Source organism: Roseibium salinum, assembly GCF_026240905.1.
GTDB lineage: Bacteria > Pseudomonadota > Alphaproteobacteria > Rhizobiales > Stappiaceae > Roseibium > Roseibium salinum.
This window is the reverse complement of the sequence record NZ_JAPEVI010000003.1, coordinates 695,723-709,095: the sequence shown is the minus strand read 5'-3', so window position 1 is coordinate 709,095 and position 13,373 is coordinate 695,723. Positions and strand designations below refer to the sequence as shown.

The following is a 13,373-nucleotide window of genomic DNA, read 5'->3' as shown; positions in this document are numbered from 1 at the left end:
GGATCCCAATGGACGCTGTCCTCAAGCCGGTTGAAAAATCGTTTGAAAGAAAAAAACCGGACCAATTGCTTCGCCCCAGCCGCGAAGAGGCTGAAGCTGCCGTTCGTACGATCATCGCCTGGACCGGGGACGACCCGGATCGCGAGGGCCTTGTCGAAACTCCGAAACGTGTCGTCAAGGCGCTGAGCCAGCTCTACGGCGGCTATTTCGAGAACGCGTCCGAACATCTAGAGCGGACATTCGAGGACGTGGGCGGCTACCACGATATCGTCCTGGTGCGCGGCATCCCGTTCCATTCCCATTGCGAACACCACATGCTGCCCTTCATCGGCGAGGCGCATATCGCCTATTATCCGGCGGAAGGTGTCGTCGGCCTGTCGAAACTGGCGCGGGTCGTCGATATCTACGCCAAGCGCCTGCAGACGCAGGAACATCTGACGGCACAGATTTCCACGGCGATTGACGATGCGCTGGCACCACGCGGCCTGGCCGTGATGATCGAAGCCGAGCATCAGTGCATGACCATGCGCGGCGTTCAAAAGCCCGGGGTTTCCACGATCACCACCCAGTTTACCGGGGTCTTCCAGGACGACCCGGCCGAACAGGTCAAGTTCATGACCATGGTGCGCGGCAAGGCCGGCTGATTTCCGGACTCCCCGCTTCGCATTTGCCAGTCTCGAGAGTATCCGCCGGATGGCGCAATGCTCTCTGGCTTGTCGTTTCCAGGCGGGATTGAACCGCTGAACCGGATCCCGCTGTGCCGGGGCTCTTCCAGGACGTTTTTTGCCATGTGCAGTTCCAGGCTTTCCGATCGCGGCGACAAAGACAGCATTGAAACCGGCGATCTCCTGATGCCCAAATTCGACGGGGACGGGCTGATCACTGCCGTCGTGACGGATGTGGCTACCGGTGAAGTGCTCATGGTCGGCTATATGAACGCCGAGGCCCTGGAGCGGACCATTGAAACCGGGGAAGCCTGGTACTGGAGCCGGTCGCGCCAGAGTTTCTGGAAAAAGGGCGAAACCTCCGGTCAGGTCCAGAAAGTGCATCAGATCCTGACCGACTGCGATCAGGACGCCCTCGTCCTCAAGGTATCCGTGGAAGGCAACGGTGCCACGTGCCATGTCGGCTACCGGTCCTGCTTCTTCCGGAAAATCGTCAATTCCGGCTCGGGTCCGCTGCGCCTGGAACGTGTCGAATCCGAGCGCGTCTATGCGCCCGAGGACGTTTACGGCAAGTCGTAAGCTGTGCCGCCCGTTCCGGTGCGGCAGCGGCGCACGCCGGCTAATTAATTGGCAAACTTACAGATTTCTGCAATTAGCACTACAACTTATAAGTAGTAGCACTTATATCGTACACCGTCCGATAATGCCTAGACTTTGTCCGGGCGCGAACAGAATGACAATTTCGGCCGCCCTCCATTTTCCGCAGACTTAGGGAGAGGTTATGGCGGACAAGGAAGCTCAAACCATTCGGGATGAGCGGATTGCGTTCATCCTGCTGGCGGTGGTCCTGGCCCCGGTGCTCTCGGTTGCAATCGTCGGGGGCTACGGATTTATCGTCTGGATGTCCCAGCTGATCCTCGGCCCGCCCACGGGCTGATGTCATGCCGGTAGACCCCGATTTTTTCCCAAGCCGCAGGGCTTTTCTCAAACTGCCTGGCGAGCCCAAAGCCGATGCGCTCCGGCCGCCCTGGACGGACGAGGAAGCTGTCGCAGCGCGTTGCACGAGCTGCTCGGCCTGCGTCGACGCCTGCCCGGAATCCATCCTGCAAACCGACCGGCAAGGCCGGCCCGTGGTCGTCTTTGACGGACGGGAATGCACCTTTTGCCGTAAATGCGCCGAAGCCTGTGAGGTATCCGTTTTCGATCTCGCGCGCCCACAACCATGGGGCCTCAAGGCGGTGATCGGCGAAGGATGTCTGCAGGACCACGGCATCAGCTGTCAGCTCTGCCGGGACAGCTGCCCGGTCTCGGCAATCCGTGTCGATCTTGGCAAGCGCCCCTTCGGCCGCCTGACGATCGACACCGGGCTTTGCACCGGCTGCGGCGCGTGTCTGAGCGTCTGCCCGCAAGAGGTTCTTTCCCTGACCGATTCCACTTCTGAAACGGAGGCCGCATGAACGATCTCGTCCATATCGCCAGCCTGCTTGTCCAGGTCCTGCCCGGAAAGCGCGCCCTCACCGAAGCTGCCATCCTTGAATTCAGCGGCGCCGAGATCGCCCATGGCGACGAGAGGGGCCGGCTGATCGTGACGCTGGAGGCCCCCAGCGAATCCCAGATCCTTCAAAACCTTACCGACATTCAGCTGCTCGCCGGCGTGGTGAGCGCTTCCCTTGTCTACCACCAGACAGACGGCGGGCCGGACCCCGTGTCCGCCGGCATCTGAGGAGAACATCATGAGCGGAATTAGCAGACGCGACGTCATCAAAGCGCAGGCGGTGGCCGCCGCGGCCGCCGCGGCCGGCATGCCCGTGCCGGCCGCCGCCCAGAACCTGGTGACCGACGCCAGACTGACGGATCTGAAATGGTCCAAGGCCCCTTGCCGCTTCTGCGGCACGGGATGCTCGATCATGGTTGCCACCAAGGCCGGACGGGTCGTTGCCACCCACGGGGATGCGGAATCGGAGGTCAACCGCGGCCTCAACTGCGTCAAGGGCTACTTCCTGTCCAAGATCATGTACGGCCGCGACCGGCTGACGACGCCGCTGCTGCGCAAGACGGACGGCAAGTACGACAAGAACGGCGCATTCGAGCCGGTCTCGTGGGACGAAGCCTTCGACATCATGGCCGAGAAGTGGAAGGCCACGCTGAAGGAGAAAGGCCCGAAGGCCATCGGCATGTTCGGCTCCGGCCAATGGACCGTCTGGGAGGGCTATGCGGCTTCCAAGCTGATGAAAGCCGGTTTCCTGTCCAATAATATCGACCCGAACGCGCGCCACTGCATGGCCTCGGCGGTTGTCGGTTTCATCCGCGCCTTCGGCATCGACGAGCCGATGGGCTGCTACGACGATTTTGAAAATGCGGATGCCTTCGTGCTCTGGGGCTCCAACATGGCCGAGATGCACCCGATCCTGTGGACCCGCGTCGCCGACCGGCGCCTCAGCCATCCCCATGTGAAGGTTGCCGTCCTGTCGGTCTTCGAGCACCGCAGCTTCGATCTGGCGGATATCCCGATCATCTTCACACCGCAATCCGACCTGATCATCGCCAACTACATCGCCAACCACATCATCCAGGCCGGTGCGGTGAACGAGGACTTCGTTTCCAGGCACATCAATTTCCGCAAGGGCGACCCGGACATCGGCTACGGGCTCAGGCCGGAAAACCTGCTGGAACAGGCCGCGGTCAACCCGGGCAGCGGCGATTCCCAGCCCATGACATTCGAGGAATACGCGGAATTCGTGAAGCCTTACACGCTGGACTATGCCGCGGAACACACCGGCGTTTCCAAGCAGCGACTGCAAGAGCTCGCCGAGCTCTACGCCGACCCGGACACCAAGGTCATGTCCTTGTGGACCATGGGCGTGAACCAGCACACCCGCGGCGTGTGGATGAACAATCTCATCTACAACCTTCACCTTCTCACCGGCAAGATCTCCCAACCGGGCAATTCCCCCTTCTCCCTGACCGGCCAGCCGTCTGCCTGCGGCACGGCGCGCGAGGTCGGCACGTTTGCCCACCGCCTGCCGGCGGACCTTGTGGTCACCAATCCGGAACACAGGGCGACGGCGGAAAAGATCTGGAAGCTGCCGCAAGGCGCGGTGCCGGATTGGGTCGGCGCCCATGCCGTCTTGCAGAACCGGATGCTGAAGGACGGCCTGATCAACTGCTACTGGGTACAGGTCAACAACAACATGCAGGCGGCCCCGAACATGATGGAGGAAGGCCTGCCGGGCTACCGCAATCCGGACAACTTCATCGTCGTGTCGGACGCCTACCCGACCGTGACCGCGGAAGCTGCCGACCTGATCCTGCCAACTGCCATGTGGGTGGAAAAGGAAGGTGCCTACGGCAACGCGGAACGCCGGACCCAGTTCTGGCACCAGCTGGTGGATGCGCCCGAGGGCGCAAGATCGGACCTGTGGCAGCTGGTGGAGTTTTCCAAGCGCTTTACCACCGACGAGGTCTGGCCGGCGGAGCTGCTCGACGCCAACCCCGATTTCAAGGGCAAGACGCTCTACGAGGTTCTTTACGAGAACGGCAAGGTCAACGCCTTTTCCAATGACGAGCGCGAGGAAGGCTATGCCAATGACGAAGCCGATGAGTTCGGCTTCTACATCCAGAAGGGCCTTTTCGAGGAATATGCCGAGTTCGGCCGCAAGCACGGCCATGACCTGGCGGATTTCGACACCTACCACAAGGTCCGCGGACTGCGCTGGCCGGTGGTGGACGGCAAGGAAACCCTCTGGCGCTACAATGGCCAATACGATCCTTACGTCAAAGCCGGCGCGGATTTCGAGTTTTACGGCAAGCCGGACGGCAAGGCTGTCGCCTTCGCCCTGCCCTTTGAACCGGCGGCGGAAATCCCGGACGAGGAATATCCGTTCTGGCTGTCCACGGGCCGCGTTCTGGAGCACTGGCATTCCGGCTCGATGACGCAGCGCGTGCCCGAACTCTACAAGGCGGTGCCCGACGCCGTCTGCTTCATGCACCCGGACGATGCCCAGATGCTCGGCGTTCGCCGGGGTTCGGAGATACGCATCAAGTCCAGGCGCGGCGAGATGCTCACCCGCGTGGAAACCCGCGGCCGCAACAAGCCGCCGAGGGGTCTCGTCTTCGTCCCCTGGTTCGACGCCCGGCAGCTGATCAACAAGGTGACGCTGGACGCGACCGATCCCCTGTCGAAACAAACCGACTTCAAGAAATGCGCCGTGCGCATTGAAGCAGTGTGAGGTGTGCCATGAAACGCATTGCAATGAGCCTCTTTGCCGCTGCCAGCCTCGTGGCCGCCACCGCATTCGCGCAGGAGAACGTTTCCACGCTGCGGCCGACCACGCCGCTGGCGGAGAACGACACACCGGCGCCCATGGCCAAACCGGTCAATTCCGATCTGCGGCAGGTGCGCAACTATCCCGAACAGCCGCCGCTGATCCCCCACTCGATCGACAATTACCAGATCGACATGAACGTCAACAAATGCCTCACCTGCCACTCTCGCACGGCCATAGAAATCAGCCAGGCGCCGATGGTGTCCATCACTCACTTCATGAACCGGGAGAACCAGTTCCTGGCGTCCGTCACGCCCCGGCGCTACTTCTGCACCCAGTGCCATGTACCGCAGACCGATGCCAGGCCGCTGGTTGAGAACGACTTCGTCGACGTGGATGCAGTCCTCGACTATATCAAATCGAAAGAGGGAACCGACTGATGATGGCGCTCCTCAAGAGGCTCTGGAACACCATACGTCGGCCCAGTGTCCACTACAGCCTGGGCTTTCTGACCCTGGGTGGATTCGTGATGGGTATCATCTTCTGGGGCGGCTTCAACACCGCGCTCGAACTGACAAACACGGAAAAGTTCTGCATCAGCTGTCATGAAATGGAGAACAACGTGTTTCAAGAAATGAAAAGCACGATCCACTACACCAACCGTTCCGGCGTGCGCGCCACCTGTCCGGATTGCCACGTTCCTCATGACTGGACCGACAAGATCGCCCGCAAGATGCAGGCCTCGAAGGAAGTCTGGGGCAAGATCTTCGGCACGATCAACACGCGGGAAAAGTTCCTGGAACACCGTCTCGAACTGGCACAGCGCGAATGGGCACGGCTGAAGGCCAACAATTCCCTGGAATGCCGGAACTGCCATTCGGCGGATTCCATGGACATCACCCGCCAAAGCGCCAGGGCATCCGAACAGCATGAGCGCTTTCTCTTCACCGGCGAGAAAACCTGCATTGACTGTCACAAGGGCATCGCCCACGAGCTACCCGACATGTCCCATTCCGCCTGGTTGCACGAGAGCGCGGACGATGCAGTGGCAAAAGCCACCATCTACCTGGCCAAAACGAAACCGGAGTGAGGAGCAGCCGGCAGGGCTCTTCCTCTCCCTGATTTCGCGGACACTGGAAGGTCAGCCGGCAGGCGTCCATTTCCCCGCAAGGGGAGACGGAGACCGAGCCGAGGAGCTGATGGATATTGGGAATAAGTCGCTAAGAACGAACCGGAATGGTTCTCGCTTTCCATCCGCTGTTTCGAAGCGAGATGAGTTCACGTCGGACCATTCGACCGGAGAACAGAGTCCGCGCTGCGCAACGAATTTGCCGGCCTTGTCGCGATGAGCCCGTGCCGAAGTTTCCAGATATGTCAGGGCATTCCGGGAACGCCCCGCCGAAGGCTTACGCCATCGTGATGTAGCTGCGCATCTGCTCGGCTTCGAGTTCGATCTGCGCGATCTTGAACTTGACCACATCGCCGATGGAAATCACGCCACTGAGGGCGCCGTCTTTCAAAACCGGCAGGTGGCGGAAGCGGCCTTCCGTCATCTGTGACATCACGGCGTTGATACTGTCTTCCTCGGTGCAGGTTTTGACGTTCTTGGTCATGACGTTCAACACGGGCTGTTTGAGTGCCGACACGCCCTGGGTGCCGATCACGCGAACGATATCGCGCTCGGACACGATCCCTTCGATCGCCTTGTCTTCACTGCAGACCAGCACGGCACCGATCTTGTGTTTCGCCAGGGTTTCGCAGACGTCGCTCACCAGCGCGTCGCTACTGACTGTAATGGTATCGTGGCCTTTCCCACTCAGGATTGCGGCAACGGTCATTTAAGAACACCTCCCATGGCATCAACCAGCCCGACACATACGGGACGACACCATCATGGCAAAAAAATCACCCGGCGCAAACTGTTGAGGCGACGCCGCGTCAAATTCGCCGTTGCGGCACTGGATCGAAGAAGGGAAACAAGACCAGACCCGCAACAAATCCGCCGATATGCGCCTGCCAGGCGACGCCGGCCGCTTCACCGGCCACCGGACCGCTCATGATTCCAAAAAACAGGTTCAACCCGAACCAGACCGCCACAAACACGAGAACCTGCTGATTCCGGAAGCATACCGAGAGCGGCTGCGCAGGAACCAGATAGGCCGCCCTGTCCGACCTGCGGATCGCCCCAAGTGGCCCCCCGAGTTCGAACACGAACCGGATTGCAGCGGCCATCTGGCCGGAAATGGCGGCTGACGCGCCGATCATCGGCGCGGTTTCGCCCCAATGGGTGGCCAGATGCGCAAGCGCGCCTCCAATCGAACACAGCACCGAGAAGAGGAGAAAACGCCCGGCGCCGAATCGGCGCGCCACCGCGCTGCCGAAAATGGCCATCCAGAGCAGGTTGAAAATGATGTGCATCGCCCCGCCATGCAGCAGGCTGTAGGTCACGCTCGCCCAGACCGCCGATGCCAGATCCAGCGGCTGAAGGTGGGACAAGGCGGCATACTTGGCGGGCCAGAAAGCAAACAGGTAGATGATCAGGTTGTCCCAGCTCGCCGGCAGCAGCAGCGAGCGGGCAACATGGATGACGACCATGGCCGCCCCCAGCCAGACAATGACATCCGGCAGGTTGAAGACGGGCGGCCCGGACGGCCGCCTGGGGCCGCTTGGCCTTTGAGCCTCTTCGCGCCGGGTACGCTCTTCATCGAATTTGTAAATGTTCATGGAGCCTGTGCCTTTTTGCTTTTTCTAAGCAAGATGGGGAACAAAACAAGGGCGCGTCCTTACCGATCCCGTCACTTCGCACAAATATGGTGAATTTGCACTTGTGTGCAGGAGGCAAAAGACAAAGCGCCGGCCATCCTGCGATGACCGGCGCTTCGCCGTGCCCCCTGAAACAGGTCGCGTCCCCACGCGCCCGGTCTAAGGCCCGATGTTCACGAGCTTGCCGGCGCTTCCACCCGAGGCGGCCTTAAGAGGCCGTTCCTGCCGGGCCCGCAGCCGGGACAACAACAGCGGCGTCCTCCCGATCGCCGCCATCCATGAACAGTTCCTTAAATTGCCGACATAAACGACCCAAGACAAGCTTTACCGAAAATTAACCTTAATTGCGCCGCCCATGCTCCTGAATCTGCGGTTTTGCGAGTTGGCACGCCCCCTGCTTGGTTCAGGCCAGAAACCTATATGGCTAGATAAAACGTCCCGTTTTGGAACAAGCGTTGTCTTGAGACGAAACACCGGACCGAAAAGGCAAAGAGGCGAAGCAAGATGAAACACGGCGTGACGCAAACTCTTTATTCCTATTGGGACAACCTTCGCGGCGCCCGCCCTGCTCCCAACCGCAGCGAAGTCGATCCGGGCGAAATCCGCGGTCTCCTGGGAGACACTTTCATTCTTGAGACAAATGGAGCTCGCGACGTGCGGTATCGCCTGGCCGGCACCCGGCTGTGCTCGGCGCATTGCCGGGAGTTGAAGGGGCGCAACTTCCTGCGCGGCTGGAACACCAAGGACAAGGAAGCGCTGGAAAGCCTGATTGCGGCCATTACCGAAGATGCCGCCGTCGCCGTCCTGGGCATCAACGGTCATACCGAACGCGACCAGATCCTGCAGATGGAAATGCTGCTGGTCCCGCTCAACGTTCCCGGCGAAGGCCGCATCCGCATACTCGGCAGCTGCGCGCCCATGGAAAAACCCTACTGGCTGGGACTGCATCCGATCCTGAGCCAGACCGTCAGCAGCCTGCGCCTGGTCTGGCCGGACGAGCGGCCGTATTTCGTCAATGGCCCGGGAACGATGAACCCGATTCTGCCGCGCTTTACAGCTGAGGGCATGTCCATGCCGACACCGCCTCTCCCGCGCGGGGCCGAGCGCAAGGTCGGCCACCTGACCGTTTATTCGGGTGGCAAATCCTGACAGCCCCTCCGGCGTGACAGACAAGCACCGGAACGGGTCCGCCCGTTCCGCAGCGTTCCGGCAAAAAAGCCTCAGAAGATCAGAGATTGCTGATGTATTTCTTACAACTTTAGCAGGTTCCGCGAGTTTTCTGTCTATTTCTACTGCCGATTGCCCCGATGAAATGAAATGCACGCTTCGACATCGGAGATCAGGATGGGCTCATCCCGCTCCAGAGACGAGGGAAACTCTTTCCGGATTTAGCGTGTTACTGGGTTCAACTTCGATCAAGTACCCGGAGCTTGCACGGAGCCTGCCCCCGGCGCCGTCCGATCCAGGTTTTCACCACACGCGCCTTCCTTTCGACACAATAAATTTCACCAGGTACTGGACCTGAGCCGCGTCTCGGCTACACTGCAATTACATATCGTTAACCCCGACAGTCTAAAGTGGTTAAGAGGACTATCGAGGATCTCTTTACCGCCCGGTGTTTGGATGCGGGTCCCATGGTTTTGGATAAAGCAGGCATGAGCGCCGGATTGGCAACAGCAACAGCGGGAAGCAGGTCGCTTCAAGTCACTGACCGCCGGCGACATCAACGGGTTCAGGTGAATATCCTGGGTCGGTTTATGCTTGAGGATCGCCGTGAATATCCCTGTCAGGTTATAGACATGTCTCCCGGAGGCATGGCGATGATAACGCCCGTCACCGGCCGCGTCGGCGAGCGGGTGATCGCCTATCTGGATCACATGAGCCGCGTGGAAGGGCGAATCGCCCGGCTGATCGATGGCGGCTTTGCCGTTCAACTGCAGAATACCGCACGCAAGCGTGACAAGATCGCGAACGTCCTGACCTGGCTCGCCAACAGGGACGAGCTCAACCTTCCGGAAGATCGTCGCCACGACCGTTTCGTGCCGAAGAATCCGATCACCAGAATGATTCTTCCGGACGGCTCCGAACACTCCTGCCGGATCGTCGACGTCTCGCTGTCGGGTGCGGCCCTGGCTACCGAAACCATTCCCGAGATGGGCGACAGCATCACGCTCGGCAAGATGCGCGCCCGCGTCGTCCGCCGGATTGAAGGCGGTATTGCCGTGGAATTCGCACCGGTACAGAATCGCGACCTTCTCGAACAGCACATCTCAATCTCCGAAAAACGCTGACCGCAGCCTGCACCGGCCGCGCGACTTGATTTCTGAAGCCCTCACCCAACGCGCAAGGGCCGGTGTTCTGACTTGATCAGTCACCACAAGCGCGCATGGGCGCCGCAGCGACGCTGCCTGCCACGGGCGACATTTTTTTCAAGAAAAACAAAAAAATTGAGCGCCAGGACGTCCAAAATGGCCCGTCCAGCGGTGCCGCGTGGCTGTTTCGCGCGCAACGGCCGTGCAGCATAAAGCGCCTGCAAAAAGCGCGGATTTCCTTTTCCTTCAAAGGCTTACAGAGGAAAGATCAAATTTTATGAAAATGCGATTCCAACTTTACTAAAACAAGCGTCAAATAAGCATAAAACAAAGAGAAAACACGGTTCAAATACCTCTATTATTTTAGGATGAAGATTTTCCGGAAGTAAAAATCATTGATGCATCGTTGCTCCAGCCTTGGGGAGGGCGTAACGATGAAACTACTTCAGAAGATCCTTTTCGCAGCAGTATTGACGGCAACCGCCGTAGCAACGGGAACGACGGCTTTTGCCGGTCCGGGCCGTTTCATGGAAATGAAGACGGTCGTCAAACCACCGATCGGCTACAAGCAGTTTTGCCGCGACAACGCCTGGGCATGCCCGAAAGAGCGATACGATCCGCTTGTCGTGCGCCTCGACGAGGCGAGATGGCAGGAGCTCATCGCCATCAATGCCGACGTCAACCGGCGCATCCGCCCGATGTCCGACGAGGACCTGTTCGGCAAAGCCGAGCACTGGACCTATCCGGCCGACGGCTATGGCGATTGTGAAGAATATGTCCTGGAGAAACAGCGCGTCCTGATGAAGGCCGGCTGGCCGAAGAGCGCGCTGCTGATCACGGTCGCAAAGGATACGAGCAATGCCGGCCATGCGGTTCTGACCGTGCGCACGGACCACGGCGACATGATCCTCGACAACCAGGTCGAGGCCGTTCTGCCCTGGTACTCGACCCCTTACCGCTACATCAAGCGTCAATCCGCCACTTCGCCCGTGGAATGGACGGGCATCGCCGATACCCGCGTGACCACGGTCAGTAGCGTGACAAGATAAGGCACAGACAGCATCGGTCCGGTCACCCGGGCCTTCAGAACGATCCGGTCGCGTCCCCACCCTCCCCATCCCTACCACGACCGGGTCCAGGGAACCGGCCCGCCCCCGCAGGCCGGTTCCCGCATTTTCCGGGTGGGAATCGGGTGTCAGATCTCCGTGAGGCCCGCCTTGAAGCGCCGCCAGTTGCGCACATAGCCTTGCGCGGATTTGCGGATATCTTCCCCAGCCTGCTCCGGCAGCGTGCGCACGATCTTGCCGGGCACACCGACGACCAGGGAATTGTCGGGAATTTCCTTGCCCTCTGCGATGAGCGCGTTTGCGCCGATGATGCAGTTCGAGCCGATAACGGCACCGTTCAATATGGTCGCGCCCATGCCCACAAGCGTGTTGTTCCCGACCGTGCAGCCGTGGAGAATGGCCCTGTGGCCGATGGTGCAGTCGGCACCGATCGTCAGCGGGAAGCCCATATCCGTGTGGAACACGGAGCCGTCCTGGACATTGGAACGCGCACCGATGGTGATAAGCTCGTTGTCCCCGCGCAAAACCGCACCAAACCAGACACTCGCCTCGTCCTCGAGACGAACGGCGCCGATCACGGCCGCATCAGGGGCAATCCAGTAGTCACCGCTTTCGGGAAAGTCGGGCTTGCGGCCGTCGAGCGCGAAAACAGGCATGGTACCTCAGGAAAATCCGAGAAGGATCAGAGCGACATTCATCACCATGACGCCCGAGCACATGCTCCACATGCCGGCGATGGTGGATGAGGCAACGAGCCAGCCAAGGGGCCGGTTCTCGATACGCCGGCCGCGAATGGCATTGCGCATGATGATGAACGGTCCGGCAAAGACGCACATGAATATGCCGGCCATAAATGCCATGAGGCCCTCGGCCGCGAAATTGAAGCGTGGCGGCTCCTTGGTGATCAGCTGATAGAGGCTGCCCAGGACGCCGGCCGCCACGAAGCCGGCGCATGCGATATATCCAACAAGAAGAAGTTCGAAGAACACGACCGTTAACCCCTTGTTAACCCTTACACCCGGAAGGTGATTAAGAAATCCTAAAGGGTCAAGTGCAAACACTGTGCCGGAAAGGCAAATGGGCGGAAACCCTCACATATGGCCGGTCGGACCGGCAGCTGGACCATCTCTGGCAGGGACAGGCGTTCCATTCCGGCACAGGTTGTCCCAGTTTTGCGCACCAGCCTCCGGCCCGGTTCATCGCCGCAGTGCGCCTGCGAACCATGGGCCGGCGGAGGCCTGCTGGTGATCCCCGTCTCCCTTCCGGCTCCGATCAACTCCCAGCCCCGCCATTTCACATTCCTCGCCCTGGCGATCTGCGTACTCGCGGCGGCTTATATCGTCGAGCGGGTAAGCTATTGGTCCCGTTACTGGCAGACCAACACGGCCGGCGCCTTGGCCAGCGAACCGGTTTCTCTCACCATCGGCACCGCGCAGTTCCGCCTGCCGGTCGGCTATATCGACACGATGCGCCAGCGCCACCAATCCCTCGGCGGGGACAGCGAATTCGAAGCGCTGCGCCTTTCGATGCACTGGCCGGACCTGGGCAGCGCGGCCTCCAGGACCCCTCAACGCGGGGCGGCAGACGAAATTCTCGTCGAGCTGGAACACAATCCCGGCCGCGAAAGCCTGCGGGCGCGGCTGGATCCGTTCTACCGCCGCCTTGCCAGGGGCGCTGAGCTCTCCGGCCCGGACGGGCTGAAGATCCTCACTCTGTCCGCCCGCCGCACGCCCAAGACCGATCTGATCGTCTACGATCCTTCGGTTCGAAACGGTTTCATCGCTCGCTGTCTGAGGAAATCAACGACGGAAAGTGCCACGTGCCACCGCGCCATCCTGTTGGCGTCGGGCCTTGAACTGCGCTACCGCTTCGATCAGGGCCTGCTACCGGACTGGCGGAAGCTGGACAGCGCCATCATCGCGAAGGTGGAAAGCTTCAGGGTTCATGCAACGGCGATGGCCCGCGGCCCGGAGCAGAACTGAAAAAGCGGCCGCTTTTCACCGGCCGCTTACACTTGCAATCAATGGACTTTCGGCTCAGACGTCTTCCAGATCAATCTCCAGAATGGCCATCTGGAAGTTCCAGCTGAGGTCTTCGTCCTCGTCGTCGCGGAAGATCACACCGATAAATTCATCACCGATATAGACTTCCGCGGAGTCGTCCTTGCGCGGCCGGGCCTTGACCTGGATGCTCGGCGAACCGAACTTCGAACGCAGGTAGGCTTCGATCTTGCGGATTTCATCGGGTTTCACGGCGCTCTCCTTGTGAATTGCTCTTGGCACTAACTGGCGCGGACCCTAC

The 13,373-nt window shown here is 60.3% G+C and carries 18 protein-coding genes; 13 read left to right on the top strand and 5 right to left on the bottom strand.

Annotated features, from left to right (window positions below):
* Positions 1-8: 8 nt before the first annotated feature.
* The 8 genes from folE to ON753_RS07770 all read left to right on the top strand — a co-directional run bounded on the left by folE (position 9) and on the right by ON753_RS07770 (position 6,020).
* Positions 9-644, top strand: coding sequence for a GTP cyclohydrolase I FolE (gene folE / locus ON753_RS07805; RefSeq protein ID WP_265962001.1), 636 nt, complete (start codon positions 9-11; stop codon positions 642-644).
* 144 nt (positions 645-788) lie between these two features.
* The gene (gene hisI / locus ON753_RS07800; RefSeq protein ID WP_265962000.1) at positions 789-1,244 is read left to right on the top strand and encodes a phosphoribosyl-AMP cyclohydrolase; all 456 of its coding nucleotides are present in this window, start codon (positions 789-791) and stop codon (positions 1,242-1,244) included.
* A 202-nt stretch (positions 1,245-1,446) separates the two neighbouring features.
* On the top strand, positions 1,447-1,602 hold the full coding sequence (gene napE, locus ON753_RS07795; RefSeq protein WP_265961999.1) for a periplasmic nitrate reductase, NapE protein: 156 nt from the start codon (positions 1,447-1,449) through the stop codon (positions 1,600-1,602).
* 4 nt (positions 1,603-1,606) lie between these two features.
* On the top strand, positions 1,607-2,122 hold the full coding sequence (gene napF, locus ON753_RS07790) for a ferredoxin-type protein NapF (RefSeq protein ID WP_265961998.1): 516 nt from the start codon (positions 1,607-1,609) through the stop codon (positions 2,120-2,122).
* Complete coding sequence (locus ON753_RS07785) at positions 2,119-2,388, top strand: chaperone NapD (RefSeq protein WP_265961997.1); 270 nt, start codon at positions 2,119-2,121, stop codon at positions 2,386-2,388. Before napF ends, ON753_RS07785 begins: the two co-directional genes overlap by 4 nt.
* A 10-nt stretch (positions 2,389-2,398) precedes the next feature.
* Positions 2,399-4,894 carry a nitrate reductase catalytic subunit NapA gene (gene napA, locus ON753_RS07780; protein WP_265961996.1) on the top strand — a complete coding sequence of 832 codons (2,496 nt, stop codon included), beginning with the start codon at positions 2,399-2,401 and terminating at the stop codon, positions 4,892-4,894.
* Between the two features lie 8 nt (positions 4,895-4,902).
* Entirely contained in the window at positions 4,903-5,370 is a 468-nt protein-coding gene (locus ON753_RS07775; RefSeq protein WP_265961995.1) for a nitrate reductase cytochrome c-type subunit, read from the top strand.
* Positions 5,370-6,020, top strand: coding sequence for a cytochrome c3 family protein (locus tag ON753_RS07770; protein ID WP_265961994.1), 651 nt, complete (start codon positions 5,370-5,372; stop codon positions 6,018-6,020). Before ON753_RS07775 ends, ON753_RS07770 begins: the two co-directional genes overlap by 1 nt.
* A 316-nt stretch (positions 6,021-6,336) precedes the next feature.
* Here ON753_RS07770 and ON753_RS07765 read toward each other — a convergent pair whose 3' ends face one another.
* The gene (locus ON753_RS07765; protein WP_265961993.1) at positions 6,337-6,768 is read right to left on the bottom strand and encodes a CBS domain-containing protein; all 432 of its coding nucleotides are present in this window, start codon (positions 6,766-6,768) and stop codon (positions 6,337-6,339) included.
* 100 nt (positions 6,769-6,868) lie between these two features.
* The gene (locus ON753_RS07760) at positions 6,869-7,654 is read right to left on the bottom strand and encodes a rhomboid family intramembrane serine protease (RefSeq protein ID WP_265961992.1); all 786 of its coding nucleotides are present in this window, start codon (positions 7,652-7,654) and stop codon (positions 6,869-6,871) included.
* A 543-nt stretch (positions 7,655-8,197) separates the two neighbouring features.
* Between ON753_RS07760 and ON753_RS07755 the strand changes: the two genes are divergently transcribed.
* The 4 genes from ON753_RS07755 to ON753_RS07740 all read left to right on the top strand — a co-directional run bounded on the left by ON753_RS07755 (position 8,198) and on the right by ON753_RS07740 (position 11,054).
* A complete protein-coding gene (locus tag ON753_RS07755; protein WP_265961991.1) occupies positions 8,198-8,842 on the top strand; it encodes a PAS domain-containing protein in 645 nt (214 codons plus the stop codon).
* Positions 8,843-9,348: 506 nt separating this feature from the next.
* The gene (locus ON753_RS07750) at positions 9,349-9,984 is read left to right on the top strand and encodes a PilZ domain-containing protein (protein ID WP_265967093.1); all 636 of its coding nucleotides are present in this window, start codon (positions 9,349-9,351) and stop codon (positions 9,982-9,984) included.
* A 95-nt stretch (positions 9,985-10,079) separates the two neighbouring features.
* Positions 10,080-10,286: a hypothetical protein gene (locus tag ON753_RS07745; protein ID WP_265961990.1), complete on the top strand. Its 207-nt coding sequence runs from the start codon at positions 10,080-10,082 to the stop codon at positions 10,284-10,286.
* A gap of 153 nt (positions 10,287-10,439) precedes the next feature.
* Positions 10,440-11,054: a transglutaminase-like cysteine peptidase gene (locus ON753_RS07740; protein WP_265961989.1), complete on the top strand. Its 615-nt coding sequence runs from the start codon at positions 10,440-10,442 to the stop codon at positions 11,052-11,054.
* A gap of 146 nt (positions 11,055-11,200) precedes the next feature.
* Here ON753_RS07740 and ON753_RS07735 read toward each other — a convergent pair whose 3' ends face one another.
* Both ON753_RS07735 and ON753_RS07730 read right to left on the bottom strand, forming a co-directional pair.
* Complete coding sequence (locus ON753_RS07735) at positions 11,201-11,728, bottom strand: gamma carbonic anhydrase family protein (RefSeq protein WP_265961988.1); 528 nt, start codon at positions 11,726-11,728, stop codon at positions 11,201-11,203.
* A 6-nt stretch (positions 11,729-11,734) separates the two neighbouring features.
* Complete coding sequence (locus ON753_RS07730) at positions 11,735-12,061, bottom strand: DUF6949 family protein (protein ID WP_265961987.1); 327 nt, start codon at positions 12,059-12,061, stop codon at positions 11,735-11,737.
* 255 nt (positions 12,062-12,316) lie between these two features.
* On the opposite strand from ON753_RS07730, the gene ON753_RS07725 reads away from it, so the two are divergent.
* Positions 12,317-13,054 (top strand): hypothetical protein, encoded by a 738-nt coding sequence (locus ON753_RS07725; RefSeq protein WP_265961986.1) that lies wholly within the window; start codon positions 12,317-12,319, stop codon positions 13,052-13,054.
* A gap of 54 nt (positions 13,055-13,108) precedes the next feature.
* On the opposite strand, the gene ON753_RS07720 is transcribed toward ON753_RS07725, so the two are convergent.
* Entirely contained in the window at positions 13,109-13,324 is a 216-nt protein-coding gene (locus tag ON753_RS07720; RefSeq protein WP_265961985.1) for a DUF3126 family protein, read from the bottom strand.
* Between the last annotated feature and the right edge of the window lie 49 nt (positions 13,325-13,373).